General features: G+C 62.6%; 16 protein-coding genes, 1 tRNA gene and 1 pseudogene. 6 read left to right on the top strand and 12 right to left on the bottom strand.

The window, feature by feature from the left end; genetic code table 11:
* The first annotated feature begins 129 nt into the window (after window positions 1–129).
* A complete protein-coding gene (locus tag RX328_RS37020; RefSeq protein ID WP_213249291.1) occupies window positions 130–1,185 on the top strand; it encodes a UDP-glucuronic acid decarboxylase family protein in 1,056 nt (351 codons plus the stop codon).
* 434 nt (window positions 1,186–1,619) lie between these two features.
* Here the strand turns inward: RX328_RS37020 and greA are convergent, their stop codons facing one another.
* The 7 genes from greA to RX328_RS37055 form a co-directional block, all read right to left on the bottom strand.
* Complete coding sequence (greA, locus tag RX328_RS37025; protein ID WP_213249226.1) at window positions 1,620–2,126, bottom strand: transcription elongation factor GreA; 507 nt, start codon at window positions 2,124–2,126, stop codon at window positions 1,620–1,622.
* 446 nt (window positions 2,127–2,572) lie between these two features.
* The gene (locus RX328_RS37030) at window positions 2,573–3,832 is read right to left on the bottom strand and encodes a TRAP transporter large permease (RefSeq protein WP_213249228.1); all 1,260 of its coding nucleotides are present in this window, start codon (window positions 3,830–3,832) and stop codon (window positions 2,573–2,575) included.
* Window positions 3,829–4,401, bottom strand: a complete 573-nt coding sequence (locus RX328_RS37035) for a TRAP transporter small permease (RefSeq protein WP_249726190.1) — start codon at window positions 4,399–4,401, stop codon at window positions 3,829–3,831. Before RX328_RS37035 ends, RX328_RS37030 begins: the two co-directional genes overlap by 4 nt.
* A 3-nt stretch (window positions 4,402–4,404) precedes the next feature.
* A complete protein-coding gene (locus RX328_RS37040; protein ID WP_213249230.1) occupies window positions 4,405–5,412 on the bottom strand; it encodes a TRAP transporter substrate-binding protein in 1,008 nt (335 codons plus the stop codon).
* A 97-nt stretch (window positions 5,413–5,509) separates the two neighbouring features.
* Window positions 5,510–6,520: a transketolase family protein gene (locus RX328_RS37045; RefSeq protein ID WP_213249232.1), complete on the bottom strand. Its 1,011-nt coding sequence runs from the start codon at window positions 6,518–6,520 to the stop codon at window positions 5,510–5,512.
* Window positions 6,517–7,365: a transketolase gene (locus RX328_RS37050; RefSeq protein WP_213249234.1), complete on the bottom strand. Its 849-nt coding sequence runs from the start codon at window positions 7,363–7,365 to the stop codon at window positions 6,517–6,519. Before RX328_RS37050 ends, RX328_RS37045 begins: the two co-directional genes overlap by 4 nt.
* Before the next feature lie 21 nt (window positions 7,366–7,386).
* On the bottom strand, window positions 7,387–8,148 hold the full coding sequence (locus RX328_RS37055) for an SDR family NAD(P)-dependent oxidoreductase (RefSeq protein WP_213249235.1): 762 nt from the start codon (window positions 8,146–8,148) through the stop codon (window positions 7,387–7,389).
* Between the two features lie 137 nt (window positions 8,149–8,285).
* Between RX328_RS37055 and RX328_RS37060 the strand changes: the two genes are divergently transcribed.
* Window positions 8,286–9,176 (top strand): LysR substrate-binding domain-containing protein, encoded by an 891-nt coding sequence (locus tag RX328_RS37060; protein WP_213249295.1) that lies wholly within the window; start codon window positions 8,286–8,288, stop codon window positions 9,174–9,176.
* 11 nt (window positions 9,177–9,187) lie between these two features.
* Here the strand turns inward: RX328_RS37060 and RX328_RS37065 are convergent, their stop codons facing one another.
* Entirely contained in the window at window positions 9,188–9,598 is a 411-nt protein-coding gene (locus tag RX328_RS37065) for a cyclophilin-like fold protein (RefSeq protein WP_213249237.1), read from the bottom strand.
* A 245-nt stretch (window positions 9,599–9,843) separates the two neighbouring features.
* Between RX328_RS37065 and RX328_RS37070 the strand changes: the two are divergent.
* Together RX328_RS37070 and RX328_RS37075 are read left to right on the top strand one after the other, a co-directional pair.
* A pseudogene (locus RX328_RS37070) lies at window positions 9,844–10,201 on the top strand (LysR family transcriptional regulator); the annotation flags it as partial.
* Window positions 10,202–10,572: 371 nt separating this feature from the next.
* The gene (locus tag RX328_RS37075; protein WP_213249239.1) at window positions 10,573–15,405 is read left to right on the top strand and encodes an NAD-glutamate dehydrogenase; all 4,833 of its coding nucleotides are present in this window, start codon (window positions 10,573–10,575) and stop codon (window positions 15,403–15,405) included.
* A 100-nt stretch (window positions 15,406–15,505) separates the two neighbouring features.
* Here the strand turns inward: RX328_RS37075 and RX328_RS37080 are convergent.
* The 4 genes from RX328_RS37080 to mnmA form a co-directional block, all read right to left on the bottom strand.
* Window positions 15,506–15,582, bottom strand: a tRNA-Met gene (locus tag RX328_RS37080).
* 116 nt (window positions 15,583–15,698) lie between these two features.
* Window positions 15,699–16,079, bottom strand: a complete 381-nt coding sequence (locus RX328_RS37085; RefSeq protein ID WP_213249241.1) for a hypothetical protein — start codon at window positions 16,077–16,079, stop codon at window positions 15,699–15,701.
* Between the two features lie 55 nt (window positions 16,080–16,134).
* Window positions 16,135–16,773 carry a class I SAM-dependent methyltransferase gene (locus tag RX328_RS37090; protein ID WP_213249243.1) on the bottom strand — a complete coding sequence of 213 codons (639 nt, stop codon included), beginning with the start codon at window positions 16,771–16,773 and terminating at the stop codon, window positions 16,135–16,137.
* A gap of 24 nt (window positions 16,774–16,797) precedes the next feature.
* Window positions 16,798–17,997 (bottom strand): tRNA 2-thiouridine(34) synthase MnmA, encoded by a 1,200-nt coding sequence (gene mnmA, locus RX328_RS37095; protein WP_213249245.1) that lies wholly within the window; start codon window positions 17,995–17,997, stop codon window positions 16,798–16,800.
* Window positions 17,998–18,356: 359 nt separating this feature from the next.
* Between mnmA and RX328_RS37100 the strand changes: the two genes are divergently transcribed.
* Window positions 18,357–20,042 (top strand): flagellar hook-length control protein FliK, encoded by a 1,686-nt coding sequence (locus RX328_RS37100; RefSeq protein WP_213249247.1) that lies wholly within the window; start codon window positions 18,357–18,359, stop codon window positions 20,040–20,042.
* A 12-nt stretch (window positions 20,043–20,054) separates the two neighbouring features.
* A complete protein-coding gene (locus tag RX328_RS37105) occupies window positions 20,055–20,750 on the top strand; it encodes a flagellar hook assembly protein FlgD (protein WP_213249249.1) in 696 nt (231 codons plus the stop codon).
* Window positions 20,751–20,817 lie beyond the last annotated feature (67 nt).

Raw genomic sequence — 20,817 nt, forward strand, 5'->3', positions numbered from 1 at the left:
CTCATTCAGGAACAGTCGAGCGCAATAATTGTTTGTACCTTGTAGCCACCAAGGAAGCCGAGCAATTTCGAAAAACACTGGCTTGCCGCAAGCATGGTCACGAGTTGCAAACGAGTGAAAGGACGTACAATGGGCTTCGCCTCGAAGCTGAACACGGTGGTGACAGGTGGTGCCGGCTTCATCGGTTCGCATCTGTGCGACCGACTCATTCAGCAAGGTCACCGCGTATACTGCGTCGACAACTTCCTGACTGGAACGTTGTCGAACATCCGGCCACTGCTCAACCATCCAGATTTCGAGTTCATCGAGCACGACGTTCGCGATCCCCTCGAGATCGTCGGACGAATTGATCGTATCTATAATCTCGCGTGCCCCGCCTCCCCACGTCACTATCAGCGCGATCCGCTCGGAACGTTACGCACGTGCGTCCTTGGCGCAGGCCATGTGATCGAATTCGCCAGGGAAAAGGGCGCGCGAGCACTTCAGGCATCGACCAGCGAGGTGTACGGTGACCCGGATGTTCACCCGCAGCCCGAGACCTATCTGGGAAACGTCAATCCGGTTGGTCCGCGCGCCTGCTACGATGAAGGCAAGCGCGCTGCGGAAACTATCTTTTTCGACAGCCATCGCGTTCATCGCATGCCGATCAAGGTGGCACGCATCTTCAACACCTACGGTCCACGCATGTTGGAGAACGACGGCCGCATCATTTCGAATTTCATCGTTCAAGCGCTCAAGGGCACCCCTATCACTGTCTATGGCGACGGCTCGCAGACTCGTTCGTTCTGCTACATTGACGATCTATTGGCCGGTCTCCAGCTTCTGATGGAAAGCCCGCCCGAGATCACCGGCCCATTCAATCTCGGCAATCCTGAGGAGCATACGGTCAGGCGAATCGCCGATCTCATCGTCGAGCAAACGGGATCGAAGTCCACAGTCGAGTACCATCCGCTGCCTCAGGACGATCCCAAGCGTCGTCGCCCCGTCATTTCGCGCGCGCGCGATGTGCTGGGCTGGAGTCCCAAAATCCCTCTCGATGAGGGCCTGCGCGCGACCATCAACTATTTCTCACTGAGACTCTTCACCGAAGAACGGCAGCGACGGCGGCCCGGGAACGGCACGCTAGCCGCGGGCAAATCAGGACCACGGACAAGCGCGGCATCGCGGGCTGGGCTGGTGCGGTGACGGTGCATGGCGCGCGCCGCTGATCCCGTTCGGCATCAACGCGATGTTGTCGAGCGCCGTTGCAACGGGCGGATCGAGCCGAAGTTGCCGCTCTTCTCTCTGGCATCCCGCCGCGGCGGCCGCAACGCCGAGGGACACCAGTAAAATCCGCATATTCCAGATCGCTGATGTGGGAAAGCGCGACTCTGACAAGCTTCGGCTGGCCACTAGGTTCCAACCCGGACATCGCCACCACGTGCGCACATTCAGCCGTATCCAGCTCCAGACAAGGCGATAGCCGACCGGAGAGATTTTGAGTGAATTCGAAGGAGATCCGCGAAGCAATTGGGCGCAAATGGTCGGAGCCTGTTCGGCCCTCTTGGCGTTCACTGCTACCCACCTTCATTCAAGCCGTTGCTGATAACCGCAGCTCACATCGAATAGCGGACGCCGTTTCACACCTGTTCGCGCCTTTTTCGCTTCGCCTCAGACCATTCCACTTGTCGGATCTCGAAAGCCTTGGCGCCGCCTGGCGTCTCGACGACCACGGTTTCCCCTTTGCTCTTTCCGATTAACGCCCTGGCAATCGGTGAAGTTATCGAAATCTTGCCCTTGCTCGCGTCGGCTTCCGGTTCGCCGACGATCTGCCAGACCCGCTTCTCGCCAGTGTCCTCATCAATCAGCGTCACCGTGGCGCCGAACTTGATGGTACTGCCGGAAAGCTTGGATACGTCGACGATATCGGCACGCGCGAGTTTGTCTTCCAACTCGGCAATTCGAGTTTCGTTGACATTTTGCTCTGCAAGAGCAACCTGATATTCCGAATTCTCAACCAGATTTGGATCGTCGGCGATCGCCTGCTGAATTCGCTGAACAAGATCGGGCCGCTCGATGCGGATGCGGTGTCTCAGTTCATCTGCAAGGGCAGCGTAGCCCGCAGCGGTCATGGGAAGTTTTGTCATCGCGACTCTTTTACCGAGTTAATCGACGAACCATGCATTCGACGAGCAGCAAGAAGCTAGGGCACCTGACGCGAGCGGCATCACCGCAGCGGCAGCCACCCCTCTGCTGGACCGAGACCATGTTGCAGTCGACCGAAAGCGATCACCGTACCTGCGATGGGGAACGCTGTGCGAGGACACGGGTTCCAATTCTGGTGGGATTGCCTGTAGTTCGGTGGCTGCCGGATTCCCCACAGGGCGGCCGCCACGGCGTCTCGCCCGCGGCGCGGCTCTGACAGACCGTGAACCCCCGGCCACGGAACCTGCACGGCGGTATAATGGAACGTTCACCTTATGTAGGGTTGCCAGCCGACTGCGTGACCGGTTGCGCGCCGTAGAAGATGCTGCGGTAGCGAGAACCGCTGCTCGCTCCCCTCAGGGCCGCGGAGGTGAATGTCCCGCGCCACTCAATAGATCGTCAGGGCCGGAAAGTAGCTGACCGCAAGCAGCACAGCCATCGCCACCGCAAAGAACGGCCACAGCTCCCGCGTGGTCTTTGCCAGGGAGCATCTGGCGATCGCAGCCGAAATGAACAGCGTTGTGCCGATCGGCGGCGTGTAGAGACCGATGCCGAGGTTGATGATCATGATCAGGCCAAGTTGCACCGGATCGAGGCCGATGGCCGCGGCGAGCGGCACGAAGATCGGGCCAAGCAACAGGATGGCCGGCGGCAGATCGAGCGGCATGCCGATAACCAGCATCAGCAGATTTAGCACAAGAATGATGAGAAGCTTGTTGTCGATCGTCGCGTTCACCCACTCCGCAAACCGGACAGGGATCTGGTCGAAGGTCAGAAGCCAGCCGATGACGGCACTGCCCATGATAACGAGCATCACGACGCCTGTAGCGATGCCGGCCTCAACCATCGACTCTCGAAAGCGCGCCCAGGAGAGATCCCTGTACAGGAACACGCTCAACAGGAGCGAATAGATGACGGACAGCACCGCCATTTCCGTCGGGGTCGCGAAGCCAAAGCGCAGGCCGAGCAGAATGAGGATCGGCAATGCGATTGCCGGCGCGGAACTGATCGCAAGTCGCAGCATCATTTTGCGGTCGACCGGGTCGCTCGACGGACGATAGCCGCGGCGCCTTGCGATGTACCAGCATACTGCGACGAAGCCGCCTGCCATCAGAAGGCCGGGAACTATGCCGGCCACGAAAAGATCGGCGACGCTGACGCCACTGACGAGCGCATACAGGATCATCGGGATGGAGGGCGGGATCAGAATGTCGATGACCGAAGAGGTGGCGTTGTTCGCTGCAGCGAGCCCGGCAGGATAACCACGGGTTTTTTGCCACGGGATCAGCACCGCGCCGAGCGCGGAGGCATTGGCGACCGCGCTCCCCGACACGCCGCCGAATGCCACAGACGCGACGACGGTTGTCGAGAGTTCCCCTCCACGCCAGCGCTTCATGCCCTCGGATGCGAAATTCAACAGCTCCTGACCTAGGCGCCCTCCCATCATCAGCGAACCGGCCAGCATGAAGAACGGCAGCGCCAGCATGGGAAAGGATTGCGTCTGATCGAACATCTGCTGCGCGACCATCATCAGCGGCAGACCTCCGTCCCAGAGGACCGCAGCCGCCCCGGCAATGACGAGGGCATGTCCGACCGGAATGGCCAGAACCATCAGCACAACAAAGGCTGCGACCAGCACCAGCGTCATGAGAGATCCTTGTATTGAATCGCAAAACGCGCTTGCGGGCCAAGCAGCGCGATCCGGACGGAGGCGCAGACATGGGCAAGGGCAAGCATGGTGCAGCCGAGCGCGATCGCCAAATAGCCGTGACTTCCGGAGAGTCCCAGCACTGGGCTCGTTTCGATCTTGGCGATCTCCGCCACCGCGAGAGCCTGGTAGCAGAGCACGGCATATGAGCCGACAATGATCGCATTGCCGAACAGCAGCAGACCGCACTTGCCGCGGCTATCCAGCCGATCGAGCAGCCAGTCGACGGCCATATGGCCCCCGGCCTGCGCCGCAAGAGCTATGCCGGCAACAATGAACCACGGGAACAGACGTTCAGGCAATTCCTGCGCTGCGCTGAACCCACCGGACACCAGGGCATAGCGTGCGACGACGTTTGCCGTCATCACCATGGTGAGGGCTATTCCGGTGACCAGCACCACGAAACGGCAGATCATCGTGATGTTGCGATCGACGAAGTCTGCAGTTGCGAGTGCGGCCCGTCTGATCCGCGCTGCATCGTTGACGCCGACCGTGTTCCCGGCGCTCATCGTTCACGCTTTCGCGGCTTCGGCAACGCGGCCGACGAACTCACCGAATGGTTTGGCTTTCCAGGCGTTGAGCACACCAGCCGTCGCGTTCTGAAACGCGGCAAGGTCCGGTTTGTTTACGGTCACGCCGGAATTTGCCTTGTAATCGGCGAGGAGCTTGGCATCAGCCTCCTGCATCAGCCGGCGCTGCAGTGCTCCAGCCTCCTTGGCCGCGGCTTTGATGATGTCGAGCTCTGCCGGCTTCACCTTCCGCAAGGCTATTTGAGACATCAGAAATGGCGTGGATTCCCACTTGTGGCCGGTGAGGCTGATGAACTTGTTCACCTCATGCAGCTTCGCGCTGTGGATGTTGGCAAGAGGATTCTCCTGCCCGTCGACCACGCCCTGCTGCAACGCGATGTAGAGCTCACCAAATGCGATCTGCTGCGTTGTGGCGCCCAACGCCTGAAAGATATCGACCGTCATCGGGTCGGCCGGCGTACGTATCTTCAATCCGGCAAGATCGGACGGCGCTGCAATCGGACGCTTCGAGTTGGTGGTGTGGCGCACGCCATTGTCCCACCAGTCGAGTGGGACAATACCGACGGTGGAAAACTTCTTCGCAAGCTCCTCGCCAACCGGGCCATTCAGCATCTTTATCGCGGCGCTGGTATCGGCGAAAAGAAACGGCAGGCCCAATGCCGAGAGTTCAGGCACGAGCCCGGAAGCTGCCCCCTGACTGTTCGCCGTCAGGTCCAGCGCACCGGTACGGAGGCTAGTGAGCATCGAGACGTCGCTGCCGAGCTGTTCGGATCCCGCAATCCTGATGGACACGCTACCATTGGTGCGCTCCGTCACCATTTTGGCAAATGCATCCGCCGCAACTGTGCGCGGATTCCCCGGCGCCGCGCCGTGTCCGAGCGTCAGCGCAACTGCGGCACGGGCGTCGCGGCTCGATGCGAGCAGCGCCGGCGCGGCGGCGATGAAGGCGGCACTCTTCAGGAAGGCACGGCGGGTTGCTAAGACTCTCATGTCTGTTTCCTCTCGCGATGATTAATGCTTTTCTTTTTGCGGTCAGCGGACGCTTCGTTTCGAGCGCCCGGCAGCGGGGACTTGATTGCGGCAGGCTTTACAGCCACGTCTTGATGCGATTGCTGATGGCCGCTGTCGAAATTCCATATCTGTCATGCAGGGTCGGCAACGCGCCGGCAGCGAGAAACTCGTCGGGCAGTGCAATCTGGCGGAAGACCGGATGAACGCCGGATCGCATCAACAAACCGGCGATTGCCTCACCAAGGCCGCCGATCACCGTGTGGTTCTCGGCAACCACGACCAGGCGGCCCGGCTTGCCGGCTTCGCGCAGGATCACCTCGGCATCGAGCGGCTTGATGGTGGGAACGTGCAGCACGGCGGCGTCCACGCGGTCAGTGACAAGCTCCTTCGCGGCCTCGAGCGCGCGCATAGTCATGATGCCGGTGGAGATGATCAGGACATCGTTGCCATCGCGGATCAGGGCCGCCTTGCCGAGCTCAAACTTGTAGCCGTACTCGTCAAGCACCACCGGCACCTGGCCGCGCAGCAGCCGCACATAGGCCGGGCCTTGATGGGCGGCGACGGCAGGCACGACCTGCTCGATCTCGTGCGCGTCGCAGGGATCGATCACGGTCATGTTCGGCATGGCGCGGAACAGCGCAAGATCCTCGGTCGCCTGGTGACTGGGACCATAGCCGGAGGTCAGGCCCGGCAGCGCGCAAACGATCTTCACGTTGCGGTCTTCCTCCGCAATCGTTTGATGGATGAAATCGTAGGCACGGCGAGAAGCAAACACCGCATAGGTGGTGGCGAAGGGCGTGAAGCCTTCGGCGGCGAGTCCCGAGGCAGCGCCGAACAGTAGCTGCTCGGCCATGCCCATCTGGTAGTACCGGTCGGGAAATGCGTTGGCGAAGATGTGCAGATCGGTGTACTTGCCGAGATCGGCGGTCATGCCGATCACCTCAGTGCGGGTGCGAGCGAGTTCGACCAGCGCGTGCCCGAAAGGTGCGGGCTTCGTCCTTTGCCCTTCGGCCGCGATCGAGGCGATCATGGCCGAGGTGGTCAGGCGCGGCTTGCCCGACGGTGTAGCTGACATGGTGGGCTTCATGACTGTTTCCCTGCTTCGAGCGCGCCAAGCGCGAGCTGCCATTCGTGTGGCTCGACACGGATGAAGTGGTTCTTCTCGCGCTGCTCCAGGAACGGAACGCCTTTGCCCATGAGCGTGTCGGCAACGATGATGCGTGGCCTGTCCTCGGCGTGGGATTTGGCGGCATCAAATGCGGCCACCACTTCATCGAGATCGTTGCCGTCCACGCGCTGCACGAACCAGCCGAATGCGTTGAGCTTCTCCACGAGCGGCTCGAACGCCATCATTTCCGTCGAAGGACCGTCCGCCTGCTGGTTGTTGACGTCGATGATGGCGATCAAGTTGTCGAGCTTGTGGTGAGCTGCCGACATGATCGCTTCCCAGACGGAGCCTTCGTCGAGCTCGCCGTCCGAGAACAGCGTGTAGACCCGCGCGCTGGAATTCTTGCGCTTCAGCCCGAGCGCCATCCCGACGGAGATGCTCAGACCCAGCCCGAGCGATCCGCCCGACATCTCCATGCCGGGCGTGTAGGAGGCCATGCCGGACATCGGCAGACGGCTTTCGTCGCTGCCATAGGTCTCGAGCTCGCCTTCGGGAATGACCCCGGCCTCGATCAAGGCCGCATAGAGCGCGATGGCATAGTGGCCATTCGAGAGCAGGAAGCGGTCCCGGCTCTCCCAGGACGGCTCCTCAGGCCGATAATGCATGGCGTGGAAGTAGGCGACGGCAAGCACGTCGGCGATGTCAAGCGCCTGCGCGATATAGCCTTGCCCCTGGACTTCGCCCATCCGCAGCGCGTTACGGCGGATGTTGTGAGCGCGTTGCGCCAGTGTCGGCGCGTTGGCAATCGTTCCAACCGTTTCCATGGCTAACTCCTCCTCTCGCGCTCAGTGGATGAGCATGCCGCCGTTGACGTCGATCACCGCCCCCGTGACATAGGCGGACAGGTCGGACGCAAGGAAGGTGTAGATTCCCGCGACATCGCTGGCTTCGCCGAGGCGGCCGAGCGGAATGCCTTCGAGTATCTTTGCCCTCATCTCGTCGGTGAGCTTGCCGGCGGTGATGTCGGTTCCGATCAGGCCGGGTGTCACGCAATTGACGCGGATGCCGTCGGGCCCGAACTCGCGGGCCATCGCCTTGGCGAGGCCGAGCACGCCGGCCTTCGCCGCGGAATAATGCGGCCCGCCGAAAATGCCGCCGCCGCGCTGCGCCGAAACCGACGACATGCAGGCAATCGAGCCGGACTTGCGCCGGCGCATGTGCGGGATCACGGCCTGGGAGAGAAAGAGCACGCCCTTGAGATTGACGTCCTGAATGCGTTCCCAGTCCGCCGGCGTGATCTCGAGCAGCTTCACCGGCTGGGTGATGCCGGCATTGTTGATGAGGATGTCGATCTGGCCGAAGGCGCCGATCACGGCGTCGGTCGCTTTGATGCAGGATTTCTGGTCGGCGACGTCGCATGCGAGGCCGAGATGAGGTCCGCCGGAAACGGCGTCCAGGCCTTTCGCTGCGGCTTCCGCCGAGGCGCCGTCGATGTCGAGTATCGCGACCCGCGCACCCTCTACCGCAAACCGCCGGGCAGTTGCCAAGCCTATTCCGCGCGGCGAGGCCGCGCCCGAAATAATTGCAGTCTTGCCGCGTAGCAGCATGCATTCCTCCCTGACGTCGACCTTGCAAGACACCGTCGCGGCGCCTGTTTTCTTTAGGATATCGACTACGTCCGGGCGGCTGCCCCGACAAACGCGCAGTTGTCGTCCATAGATGAATCTGGTTCACTTATGGCATGTTGCTGTCCAGTATCCCGATTTCGGCGATCCGCGCCTTCGAGGCGGCCGCGCGCACCGGCTCCTTTCGCGACGCTGCGAGCGAACTTCATTTGACGCCGAGCGCCGTCAGTCACGCGATCCGCAAGCTGGAAAGCGCGATGAGCACCACGCTGTTCGAGCGCAGCGCCCGATCGATCCGCTTGACGCCGGCCGGACAGAACCTGATGCGTCACGCCGGCGCCGCATTCGACAATCTGCGACGCGGCATCGAGGAGGTGGCCGGCCGCGGGCCGCAACTGCTTCGGGTCCACTGCGCGCCGAGTTTCGCGGCGCAGTGGCTGGCGCCGCGTCTCGCCCAATTCCTCGCTGCCGAGCCCCGGCTGGAAGTGCGGCTCGCCGCCAGCACCGAATATGCCCGCTTTGGCAATGACGATTTCGATCTCGACATCGTCTATGGGCAGCCCAGGAGCGATGCGCTGGAAATCATCCCGCTGGGCGAGGAAACCGTGACGCCGCTTTGTACGCCGGCGCTTGCCAAGCGAATCCGCAAGCCGAAGGATTTGTTCGGCCAGGTGCTCATTCGCTCGGAAGTCAAGCAGGTGCAGTGGCATCAGTGGTTCGCCGCGAACGGGCTCGAGTCACCTGCGATTCACGGCATGCGTTTCGATCGTAGCTTCCTCGCAATTGCCATGGCCTCGAGCGGTCTTGGCGTTACGCTGGAATCGACGCGACTTGCCGAGCGCGAAATCGAGACGGGCAGATTGGTCGCTCCGCTCGCCGGCAGGGCCATCGATGTCCGCTATGTCGGCCACCATCTCGTGTTCCCCCGCGCCAACCGGCAGCGCCGCGCGGTTCGGGCATTCGCTGAATGGATTATGTCGGAGCTTGATCGGACCACCACCCGCTCCTAGCGCGCCACGCTTCATTTGATGCGTTCAACTCGGACGGTGACCGGTCCCGGCCGATCAAAAATCGAAACGTCACCGGTCACTTGGCCAAGCATGATGATCCCGGGCTGAGGGACACGGCCGTTGCGGTAGTAGATCACCAAGTGATTGGAGCTCCAGAGGCCCAGTGTACCGGTCGAGAAATCAAGTTGCCGCTCGACCGCCGGCAAGGGCGACGGCAGATTTCCGGTCTTTTCCTGGCGCAGGTGATCGCGCATTTCGATGGTGAGCGGCAACATCCGGACCAGCGATCGGGTCGCGTCGTTGTCGACCAACTCGGCACTGACCTCGCCCCAATCGGAGGAAATCAGAATGCGCTCTTGTGCCATTGCAGCTCCGACGAATCCGATTGTGATAACGATAGCGATCGAGAGTCGATTCAGCATTCGGCAGCCTCCCTGCTTTTCGGCTTCACGACGGCAAGCGCCGGCCGTCGCACCGCAGTCCGATCGAGAGCCCTATCAGGTGAAAGACGCTCGGGGCTCAGGGTGCTCCCCGGAGCGGTCTCGGGACCTGATTGTCTTTAGCGGCACCGCTTTTTCCGGATGCCCGCCGTCACCGCTGATTTAGAGCGCGCATCATCAGCGACTAGCCGCTATAATCGGCATGAACTTATAAACGAGATCGATAAATGCCGAACGGCAAACTGGATGACCTTTTGGCCTTTGTGGCGGTTGCCCGGGAGCGCAGTTTCACAGGCGCGGCGGCCAAGCTCGACGTTCGCAGTCGGCCCTGAGCTATACCATCGGCAAACTCGAGGCGCGTCTGGGCGTGCGGCTGCTGACCCGCACCACGCGAAGCGTCGCGCCAACGGAGGCCAGCGAGCGCCTGCTTCGGACCGCAGCTCCCCGCTCGAGGAGATCGAGGCCGAGCTTGCGGCGATCGGAGAACTTCGGGAGAATCCGGCAGGCACGATCCGGATCACCGCGACAGAATATGCCGCGGACGCGATCCTGCTGCCGAAACTGGCTAAGCTCCTGCCGGAGTACAACATCGAGAAAAATCGCAGTTTGGCGTAGGAAATCGCAGGATTGGTAGCGGGGGAGCGCTACCGCCTTTCCCCACACTCGCCGGGCCTCCGATATCTTCTTCAATCTTCCGACTCATGGAAGCGACCGAGCAGATCGGGATGTGGAACGCACCGCACACGGCGAGCTTCTCCACCGGCATTGTAGAACTGGGATGGCACCGCAATAGCTGGCGGAGGCCGCTCTAGGATGGTATTGTCTTCAGGAGCTATTGTAGCTCCGAGACCGCGGATCTCGCTTACGCGATCAATCGCGGTCGAGACAATGGCCCTCGAAGAGATGCACTCCAAAGTCAAGCGGACGATCGCGCCTGCGGTCGGATGGCGCGGAAAATGGAGGATGTTATGGCGTCCTGGCGTGACGACAGGGTCAGGGCAACCCTGATCCGCGATGCAGCGGGAAGCGTCCAGCCGGGCAAGACCCCCCGGACTTTTGCCGAGCTTCTATTCGGCCACACCAATAGCGAGGATCTCACCAGCTACGATGCCGCGTCCCTCGCCTTCCTGGCGGAACAGGCTTGGGAGCATGTGCAGCAACGCGCGGCAGGCCGTGCCGATATCCGCGTTATCAATCCAATGATGCCGGACGGGCGCGAGATTTCCGTGCTCGAAGTTCTCAACGACAACATGCCCTTCCTCTTCGATTCGACCATGGCGGAACTCGCCGAGCAGGGCATCGAAGTCACGCTGGTCGCCCATCCGATCATAGCCGTCGAGCGCGACGCGTACGGCAAGCTGCTGCGTTTCTATGGCGAAACACTGCCCGAAGGGTCAAAGGGCGAGCGCGAAAGCCTAATCCATCTGCATATCGCCCGTCTCGACGCCGCTGACGACCGGCAGAAATTGATCGACGGCCTCACCAAGACGCTGAACGACGTGCGCGCTTGCGTGACCGACTGGCGAGCCATGCGCGCCCGCGTCGAAGGGGCGATCAAGACCTTGAGCTCCAATCCGCCGCCGCTGCCGATCGACGAGGTCGCCGAAGCCAACCAGTTCCTGCAATGGCTGTGCGCCGACAATTTCACCTTCCTGGGCCTGCGCGAATATCGCTTCTCGCCCGACAGCGCTGCGTCGGACGAGATCAGCAGCGGCGAAGGTCTCGGCATCCTGCGCGATCCTGATGTGAGGGTGCTGCGCCGCGGCACCGAAATGGTGGTGATGACACAGGAAATCCGCGAGTTTATGCGCGAGCCGACCCTCCTCATCGTTGTCAAGGCCAATGTCAGCAGCCGCGTCCATCGCCGCGTCCGGATGGACTACATAGGCATCAAACTGTACACGCCGGACGGCCGGCTCGACGGCGAACTGCGCCTCGTCGGTCTGTTCACCTCGGGCGCCTATACTCGTTCGGTGCGACAAATCCCCTACGTCCGCCACAAGGTGGCGCAGGTGCTCCAGCGCGCCGGCTTCGACCCCAACAGCCATTCCGGCAAGGCACTGCTGCATATCCTCGAAGAATATCCGCGCGACGAGATCGTCCAGGTCGATGTCGAGACGCTCTATAATTTCGTCATGGAAGTCCTGATGCTTTATGAGCGCCCTCGCTTGCGGGCGTTGGCACGAGCTGACAAATTTGACCGCTTCGTCTCCATCCTCGTATTCATTCCGCGCGAGAAGTATGACACCGACGTACGGACGCGTGTCGCCGCCTTCCTGGCCCAGGTATATAAGGGGACCTTGGCAGCCTCCTACGTGTCCTTCCCCGAAGGTCCGCTTGCGCGCGTCCACTACATCATCGGGCGCTATGAAGGCAAAACGCCCGTCGTCGAGCGCGCAACGCTTGAAGGCGGGATCAGCGCAATCATCGCAACATGGGGCGACAAGCTGAAAGCCGCGCTTGCGACCACCACTGACGGCATGCGGGCTCGCCTGCTCGCCAACCGTTATGCCCGGGCCTTTACCGGCGGCTATACGGAGATCTTCGACGCCTCACAGGCCATCACTGACATCGCCACCATCGAAAAGCTCAGCGCCGCTCGTCCCGTGGCGCTTTCGGTCTACCGAATCGACGGCGATGATCCGACGCGTTTCGGCCTTAAGGTCTTTTCGCGCGGCACGCCGCTATCACTATCCTATCGCGTCCCGGTAATCGAAAATCACGGCCTGCGCGTCGTCAACGAGCGCACCTACCAGATTACGCCCAGCGCCACGCCTGCACCCGCACCGGTTTGGCTACACGACATGACGATCGAGGCCAATGACGGCAAGCCGCTCGTTGTTACCGAGGAATTCGCCCGTCGCCTGGAAGCCTCGATCATGGCGGTGGTGGGCGATCGCGCCGAATCCGACGGATACAACGCCCTCATCCTGCGCACGAGCTTGAGCTGGCGCGAAATTTCGGCCATCCGCGCCCTCTCCCGCTACCTGCACCAGATCCGCGCTCCGTTCAGCCAGGACTATATGTGGGGGACATTGCTCAAGAACACCGCAATCACCGCCAGCATCGTCGCGCTGTTCCAGGCTCGCTTCGACCCGCGCCTCGCCGCCACCAAGGCCGAGCGCTCGGCGCGCGAGACGGCTCTCCTCGCCGAGATTGAGGAGCAGCTCAAATCCGTCGCCTTGTTAGACGAAGACCGCATCCTGCGCCGCTTCACCAATCTGGTGCAGGCGACCGTGCGCACCAACCTGTGGCAAATTGGCCAGGACGGACATCCCCGTCCAGTGATTTCCTTCAAGTTCGACGCCCGCAAAATCGATGACCTGCCGGCTCCGCGACCGCTCTACGAGATCTTTGTCTATTCGCCGCGTGTCGAAGGTATCCATCTACGTTTCGGCAAGGTCGCGCGCGGCGGCCTGCGCTGGTCCGACCGGCCGCAGGATTTCCGCACCGAGATCCTCGGCCTTGTCAAGGCACAGCAGGTCAAGAACGCCGTCATCGTGCCGGTCGGCGCCAAGGGCGGCTTCGTGCCCAAGCGCCTGCCGCCGCCCTCCAATCGTGAGGCCTGGATGGCGGAAGGCACCGAAGCCTATCGCATCTTCGTTCGCTCGCTGCTCGAACTTACCGACAATCTCGATGGGGATGCGATCGTGCCGCCCGACGACACCGTGCGGCACGACGAGGATGATCCGTATCTCGTCGTCGCGGCCGACAAGGGCACGGCGACTTTCTCCGACACCGCCAACGCGATCTCAGTCGAGAAGGGCCATTGGCTCGGCGACGCTTTCGCCTCCGGCGGCAGCCAGGGTTATGACCATAAGAAAATGGGCATCACCGCGCGCGGTGCGTGGGAAGCCGTCAAGCGTCATTTCCGCGAACTCGACACCGATATCCAAACCGTGCCCTTCACGGTTGCCGGTGTGGGCGACATGTCCGGAGACGTCTTCGGAAATGGCATGCTGCTTTCGCCGGCGACAAGGCTGGTGGCGGCCTTCGACCACCGGGACATCTTCATCGATCCCTCGCCCGACCCTGCTATCAGCCACGCCGAGCGCCTGCGCTTGTTCAACATGCCGCGGTCGAGCTGGCAGGACTACAACAAATCGCTGATCTCGCAGGGCGGCGGCGTGTTCTCGCGTTCGCTCAAGGCAATTCCGCTCGCGCCGGAAGTGCGCGCCCTGCTGGATCTCGACAAGCCAGAGGCCACGCCTTTCGAGGTGATGACGGCGATTCTGAAGGCACGCGTTGACCTGCTCTGGTTTGGCGGCATCGGCACCTATGTCCGCGCGTCTACGGAAAGCGACGATCAGGCGGGCGATCGGGCCAATGATCCGATCCGTGTTACCGGCTCTGATATCCGCGCCCGAGTGATCGGCGAAGGTGCCAATCTCGGCTTGACCCAGCGCGGCCGCATCGAAGCGGCGCAGAGAGGCGTCAAGCTCAACACCGACGCCATCGACAATTCGGCCGGAGTGAACACTTCTGACGTCGAGGTCAATATCAAGATTGCGCTGGCACGCCCCGAACGCGACGGACATCTCAGTCCGAGTGACCGCAACAGCCTGCTTGCCGCGATGACCGACGAGGTCGGCACGCTCGTGCTTCGCAATAACTATCTTCAATCGCTCACGTTGTCGTTGGCCGAACGCAAGGGCGTGGCCGACAATGGCTTTCTTGCCCGCCTGATGCAATCGCTCGAGCGGCGGGGTCTGCTCGACCGCGCCGTTGAGTTCCTGCCGGACGATGTCGCAATCGCCGCGCGCACGCAGCGCGGCCAGCCCTTCACGCGGCCGGAACTCGCCGTGCTGCTCGCCTACGCCAAGCTCACCCTTTACGATGATCTGCTCGTCACGAGCGTGCCGGACGACCCTTATCTCACCGGCGAATTGTCAAAATATTTCCCGTACGAGATTCGAGACAAATTCCCCGATTCCATGAAACACCATCGTCTGCGGCGGGAGATCATCTCCACCAATATTGCCAATGCCGTGATCAATCGCGGCGGCCCGACCTGCATCGGGCGCCTAATCGATGAGACGGATGCCGACGTATCCACCATCGCCATGGCTTTCGTGGCGGTGGAAGAATCTTACGGTCTCGAGCGGCTGAATAACGCGATTGATGCGCTCGACACCAAGATCAACGGTCAAGTGCAACTCGGCCTCTACGCGGCTATTCAGGATCTCCTGCTCTCCCGCATGGTCTGGTACGTGCGTAACGTTGATTTCAAAACCGGTCTGCACGCGGTGATCTCGCGCTTCGGCCCGAGGATCCGCGAGATCGCCGCCGGGCTCGACAACGCCCTGCCGCAGGACTTGCAGGCTGGCCGCAGCAAGCGGCGACGGGACCTGGTCGATGCCGGCGTCCCCACCGACCTCGCAAACGAACTCGCCGATCTCGACGCCTTGGTCTCCGCACCGGATATCGTGACTGTCGCCGAGCGCACCACCCGCGCCATCGGCGACGCCGCCACGACCTTCTTCGCTGCCGAGGCCAATTTCCACCTTCATCCCATCATCGTCGCCGCGCGCAGCGTTCCGGCAAACGATCATTTCGAACGTCTCGCCATCGACCGCGCGGTTGACCAGATCGCAGCAGCCGAAAGAAGATTGGCCGCGGATATGCTGACAACCGGCCAATGCGGCCGTCAGGCTACCGAGATCTGGTTCGCGGCTCATCCTGAGGCGACGCGTATCCGCCGCTCGGTCGAGGAGATTGCTGGCAGCGGACTGACGCTCGCCAAGCTGACCGTGACGGCCAACCTGCTGGGGGATTTGGTGAAGGGCTAATGGGGCGCGCGGCGGCGAGACGAGAGTTGCGATGTCCAGACCATCAACCTGCCGGACTGGATTGCAACAAGTCGCGGGCTGGCGTGCAAAATCGTACGATTGGTAGCGGGGGAGGGACTCGAACCCCCGACCCCAGGATTATGATTCCCGTGCTCTAACCAGCTGAGCTACCCCGCCACGGCATCGCGGTGGCGGCAGGCAATGCCGCGGTCGCGAACGCGCGGCATATAAGGAGCGGGTCGACGACCTGTCAAGCAAAGCGAGCCGTCCGGCCAAGCATCTGCAAAATTGTGCTATTTCGGCCGGATTGACGGGTCGCCGCCGGGACTGCCGGGCGGCGGAATCACCGGCGTCCTGCTGCCGTTCGGCGCAGGCGCATGCATTTCGGGATCTATCCCCGGAGGCGGGCACAATACGCCCTCGGAGCGGGCAAGTTTGTCGCCGAGCGGCTCCGACCGCTGACCGGTGGTCGTTCCTTCCGGGGTCTTGCCTTCCGGAACCGTCGGGCTCGAATGCGGCGTCGGCTGCATCGGGGCGCAATTGGCGGCGCGGTCAGGCGATGGCGGTGCGGTCTGGGCAGGCGGCGTCGCCGGGCTGGGCGGGGCCTGAGCGCCCGCTATACTGGTAGCCGTCATCAACACACATGAAAGAAGAAGTGCCCGGTGCATTGCCATGCCGGGAGAACGGTCCGCGCGCGTGGAGGTTCCCCAATAAGGCGCCGCCTGCGCTTCACGATTTCCGAAAACGGATCAGCGAAAAGTGTCCCATCGGCGGCATCGGTCGCCGCTCGGTCAGGGTGACGCCGCCATGTTTGGCGGCCCAGTTGGTCAGGCGTTCCCACGGAAATTCCGGCCGCCAGCCCAGTCGCCGGGCCAGTGGCGCGAACGCCAGTTCGAACGCGCGGCGCGGACCGGTTTCGGCACCGATGTGATTGACCAGAATGAGTTCGCCGCCGGGTTTCAGCACGCGGATGAAATCATCCAGCGTGCGTTCCGGATCCGGCACCGCCGTGATGACATATTGCGCCACCACCGCGTCGAAAAACGAATCCGGAAACGCCAGGTTCTTGGCGTCCATCACCGCAAGCGCTTCGACATTGGTCAGGCCGAACTCGCGCACGCGCTTGAGCGCCCGCCGCAGCATCGGCTCGGAAATATCGACGCCGCACAATTTCGTGTTGCGCGAATATTCAGACAGCGACAGTCCGGTGCCGACGCCGACGTCGAGAACGCGTCCGCCGATCTTGTCGGCTTCAGCGATGGTCGACCGACGGCCCTCGTCGAACACCTTGCCGAAAACTAGATCGTAGACCGGCGCCCAGCGCCCATAAGCCTTTTCGACCCTCTCGCGGTCGATATCCCCAGCCATTCCCTCTGCCCCGATTCTTGTCTCTTAAGTGCGCATCACCTCGGCGAGCGGCGCGGCCTTTTCCTGCGCCCCTGCCCTCGCCACCGGATGGCGTGCGGTCGCGCTCTTGATGAATCCGCCGCCGAGCACGCGCGCCTGCCCCGCAGGCGCGTCGTAGAACACACAGGCCTGGCCGGGCGAAACGCCCTCTTCGCCGGCAACGAGTTCGACTTCATAACCGCCGTCGACCACACGCAGCCAAGCCGGCTGCGGCGCGCGCGTCGAACGCACGCGCACGAACATCTCGATGCCGTCACCGATGACGCGGTCGAGTGCGCCGTCGCCGATCCAGTTGACGTCGCGAAGGCGGATGCGATCCATCCGCAACGCCTCGCGCGGCCCCACCACGACCCGGCGGGTGGTGGCATCGAGCTTGACGACATAGAGCGGCGCGCCGGCTGCAATGCCCAGTCCCTTGCGCTGGCCGACGGTGAAATGAACGATCCCTTGATGGCGGCCGATTGTACGGCCCTCGAGATCGACGATGTCGCCGGGCTCGATCGCGCCGGGCTTGAGGCGGCCGATGATATCGGTGTAGCGCCCGGTCGGCACGAAGCAGATATCCTGGCTGTCCTGCTTTTCGGCGACTTCGAGGCCGAAGCGTCGCGCCAGTTCGCGCGTCTGCGGCTTGGTCATGTCGCCGAGCGGAAAGCGCAAATAGTCGAGCTGCTCGCGCGTGGTCGCGAACAGGAAATAGCTCTGATCGCGATCGGCATCCGCGGCGCAGACCAGCGCGCGCGATCCGTCGGCAAGGCGGCGCGAGGCGACATAGTGTCCGGTCGCGAGCGCCTGCGCGCCGAGTTCACGCGCGGTCGCCAAGAGATCGCGAAACTTGATCGAGCGGTTGCACTCGATGCAGGGCACCGGCGTTTCGCCGAGCGCGTAGCTGTCGGCGAAATTGTCGATCACGGATTCGCGGAAGCGGCTTTCATAGTCGAGCACGTAATGCGGGATGCCGATCCGCTCCGCCACGTTGCGGGCGTCGTGGATGTCCCGACCCGCGCAGCAGGCGCCCTTGCGATGGGTGGCCGCGCCATGATCGTAAAGCTGCAGCGTGATCCCGACCACGTCGTAGCCCTCGGACTTCAGCAAGGCGGCCGTCACCGAGGAATCGACGCCGCCGGACATCGCGACCACGATCCGTGTGTCCTGCGGACGGCCTTCGAGATCCAAACTGTTTCGCATGCCAGGGGTCATCGACTTCCATCGCGAACACGCCATGGCGGTTCGCGGCCAGGGTTTAAAAAGCTTTCTTAAAAAGCCTTTATGTATAAGGCCTTACGGCGTCATTCGGCCATACCGGGCCGGATCGGACGCCGCTCTTTAATATAGGCCGTATTCTCGTGAAGCAATCAGCCGATCCCCATTTTGGAGCTTGTCCAGGACGGCAAATCTTGCCGCCGGGCAGAAAAGGCGGCCGTGGTCACGCTCCGCAATCCGGGCACCATCTTTTTAAGTACTTGAAATAACGTGACATTTTTTTCCGCGGCGGCTGGCCCGGTCCTTGCTGAATGGTAGCCGAGAGCTCAGCGCGAGGGTTACCCGTGGTTAGTGTCACGTCAGAAGTATCGGCAAATGCATCTTTCCAGAGCGCGGCGGCGAGGTCCGCCCGGCCGGATTCCGATCCGTCCGCCGGAAACGACAGCTTCGCGGCGCTAGTCGACAGCAACACGGCCGCGAGCCACAACGACCGCGCGCAGGACGCAGCGCTCTCCCCGCGCCGCTCCGACGACGCGCAACCAGCTTCCGACAACCGTTCGCGCGACAGCGCCGCCGCATCCGACAAAGCCGACAAGACCGCGCGCAACGACTCGAATAATCGCGACGCCGCGGCCAAGGTGCGCGACGACACGACACGGGACGACAAGACACGCGACAACGGCAAGGTCGACACCAACGCCGATGCCGAGACTAAGTCCGCAAAGACCGGTCGCGCCAAATCGAAGTCGGACGCACCGAAGTCCGAGAAGGCGACGTCCGACGAGGCGACGCAGGCTTCTCCCGGCGACGCCTCACCAGCGACCGATCAGACCGAACAGGCGCAGGATGTAACGGCCGTGGTGACGGCCGACGCGATTGCCGTCGCCATCCCTGCTGCCGCAGCGCCGGCGACGACGGCCCCCGCCGCGCCCGCGACCGATAAGGCGACCGCGCCGCTTGCCATAGCGGCGGCTGCGATTGCAGCCTCCGCTTCGCTCGCCGCCGAGACCGCGCCAACCAGTCCCGCCGGTGAAAGCGCCGAAGCGACCGCCACCACGACCGCGAACGCTGCGCAAGGGGACGGCACCAAGACCAACGCGCAAGGCATCGGCCAGACCGTCAGCGCCCAGGCCACATCCGCCGACCCGTCGGTCACAACCGGCATCGCTCAGGCCGCTTCCGTAGTTGCAGCGACACCCGCCGCCACCAAATCGGCCGTGCCGCTCAAGAGCCCGGATCTCGCCCGAAAAGGCGCCACGACGGTCATCGAGCAGGTCGAAACCTCCGACGCCATCGCACCCGCAGCGACTGCCGCTGATACCATCGTGCCTGCCGTCACGCAGCCGACCGAAGCCGCAGGCAAGCTTAAGTCCGAGAATGGCATCGCTGAGACCGTGAAGGCCGACGCCTCGGGTAATTCCATCGTGCCGTCGGCCGCCAACGCCAACACGCATTTTGCCGCCCCAGATCTCGTCGGCCAGACGCCGGTCAACACGTCCGGCAACGGCCTGCAGGCCGCCGGCACGATTCAGACGCAGCAACCGGCCACTTCCACCACGACGGCGGCTGCCGCTACCCAACTCACCGCCACGGCAGCCACAAGCGCCGCGGTGCCGGTGAGCGGGCTTGCGATGGAAATCGCCGCTTCTGCCAAGAGTGGCAAGACCCGCTTCGAGATCCGGCTCGATCCCGCTGAACTTGGCCGCATCGACGTCCGCATCGATGTCGATCGCCACGGCCAGGTGACGTCGCATCTGACCGTCGAACGGCCGGAAACGCTATCTATGCTGCGTCAGGACGCCAACCAGTTGCAGCGCGCACTCGACAACGCTGGCCTCTCGACCGGCAACGGCGGCCTGCAGTTCAGCCTGCGCGACCAGTCTTCGCAGGGCCAGAACGACGGCAACCAGTCCAATCCCAACGCCCATCGCCTGGTGGTGAGCGAAGAAGACAACGTTCCGGCCGTGGTCGCCGGCCGCAGCTATGGTCGCATGCTCGGTTCGAGCGGCGGCGTCGATATCAGGGTTTAAAGGGAGATCGCCATGGCAGTCGATGTAACCATGCCGACAACGGTCGTCTCGGCGCCGGGGACCGGCAGCGCCACGAGCAACAACACGTCTTCGACTAAAACGGCAGGGATCGCCGACAACTTCCAGACGTTCCTGACACTGCTGACCACGCAGCTTCAGCACCAGAATCCGATGGATCCCCTCGACACCAACCAGTTCACCCAGCAGCTCGTGCAGTTTGCCGGCATCGAGCAGCAGCTCAAGTCAAACGAGCAGTTGAAGGCGCTGGTGGAGATCGAAAAGAGCGCGCAGGCGACGCAGGCGCTGGTCTATGTCGGCAACACGGTCGCCGTCGACGGCAGCAAGGCGCAGTTCGACAAATCGGCGACCTGGAATTTCAATTCCGAGAAAGACACCAGCGCGACGATCACGATCACCAATTCGACGGGACAGACGGCGTATACCGGCAATTACACGCTGAAGAAGGGCGGCTCCAGTTTCGTCTGGGACGGCAAGGGCAATGACGGCGTGCAGTGGCCGGCCGGCACTTACACCTTGACTGCCACGGGCAAGGACAGTTCGGGCAATAACGTCGCGATTTCCACCGAAGTCCAGGGCGTGGTCGACTCGGTCGATCTCAGTGCCTCTCCGCCGCTGCTGTCGATCGGCGGCCAGAGCTACACCACCGACAAAATCAAGCGCGTGGTCCGTCCGAGCACCTCCAGCTAGCCCAACTGATCCGCTCGCGGGCCTAGTCCCGCCAATTTTGCCCGGCAATCCCAGATCGCACGAACGC

The sequence above is a fragment of the Bradyrhizobium sp. sBnM-33 genome, from assembly GCF_032917945.1.
Classification (GTDB): Bacteria; Pseudomonadota; Alphaproteobacteria; order Rhizobiales; family Xanthobacteraceae; genus Bradyrhizobium.

Bases quoted from the DNA above. Each gene is read 5' to 3' on its own strand.
- RX328_RS37020 (WP_213249291.1), top strand. From the start codon at position 130: ATGGGCTTCGCCTCGAAGCTGAACACGGTGGTGACAGGTGGTGCCGGC.
- greA (WP_213249226.1), bottom strand. From the start codon at position 2,126: ATGACAAAACTTCCCATGACCGCTGCGGGCTACGCTGCCCTTGCAGAT.
- RX328_RS37030 (WP_213249228.1), bottom strand. From the start codon at position 3,832: ATGACGCTGGTGCTGGTCGCAGCCTTTGTTGTGCTGATGGTTCTGGCC.
- RX328_RS37035 (WP_249726190.1), bottom strand. From the start codon at position 4,401: ATGAGCGCCGGGAACACGGTCGGCGTCAACGATGCAGCGCGGATCAGA.
- RX328_RS37040 (WP_213249230.1), bottom strand. From the start codon at position 5,412: ATGAGAGTCTTAGCAACCCGCCGTGCCTTCCTGAAGAGTGCCGCCTTC.
- RX328_RS37045 (WP_213249232.1), bottom strand. From the start codon at position 6,520: ATGAAGCCCACCATGTCAGCTACACCGTCGGGCAAGCCGCGCCTGACC.
- RX328_RS37050 (WP_213249234.1), bottom strand. From the start codon at position 7,365: ATGGAAACGGTTGGAACGATTGCCAACGCGCCGACACTGGCGCAACGC.
- RX328_RS37055 (WP_213249235.1), bottom strand. From the start codon at position 8,148: ATGCTGCTACGCGGCAAGACTGCAATTATTTCGGGCGCGGCCTCGCCG.
- RX328_RS37065 (WP_213249237.1), bottom strand. From the start codon at position 9,598: ATGCTGAATCGACTCTCGATCGCTATCGTTATCACAATCGGATTCGTC.
- RX328_RS37075 (WP_213249239.1), top strand. From the start codon at position 10,573: ATGGAGGATGTTATGGCGTCCTGGCGTGACGACAGGGTCAGGGCAACC.
- RX328_RS37085 (WP_213249241.1), bottom strand. From the start codon at position 16,079: ATGGCAATGCACCGGGCACTTCTTCTTTCATGTGTGTTGATGACGGCT.
- RX328_RS37090 (WP_213249243.1), bottom strand. From the start codon at position 16,773: ATGGCTGGGGATATCGACCGCGAGAGGGTCGAAAAGGCTTATGGGCGC.
- mnmA (WP_213249245.1), bottom strand. From the start codon at position 17,997: ATGCGAAACAGTTTGGATCTCGAAGGCCGTCCGCAGGACACACGGATC.
- RX328_RS37105 (WP_213249249.1), top strand. From the start codon at position 20,055: ATGGCAGTCGATGTAACCATGCCGACAACGGTCGTCTCGGCGCCGGGG.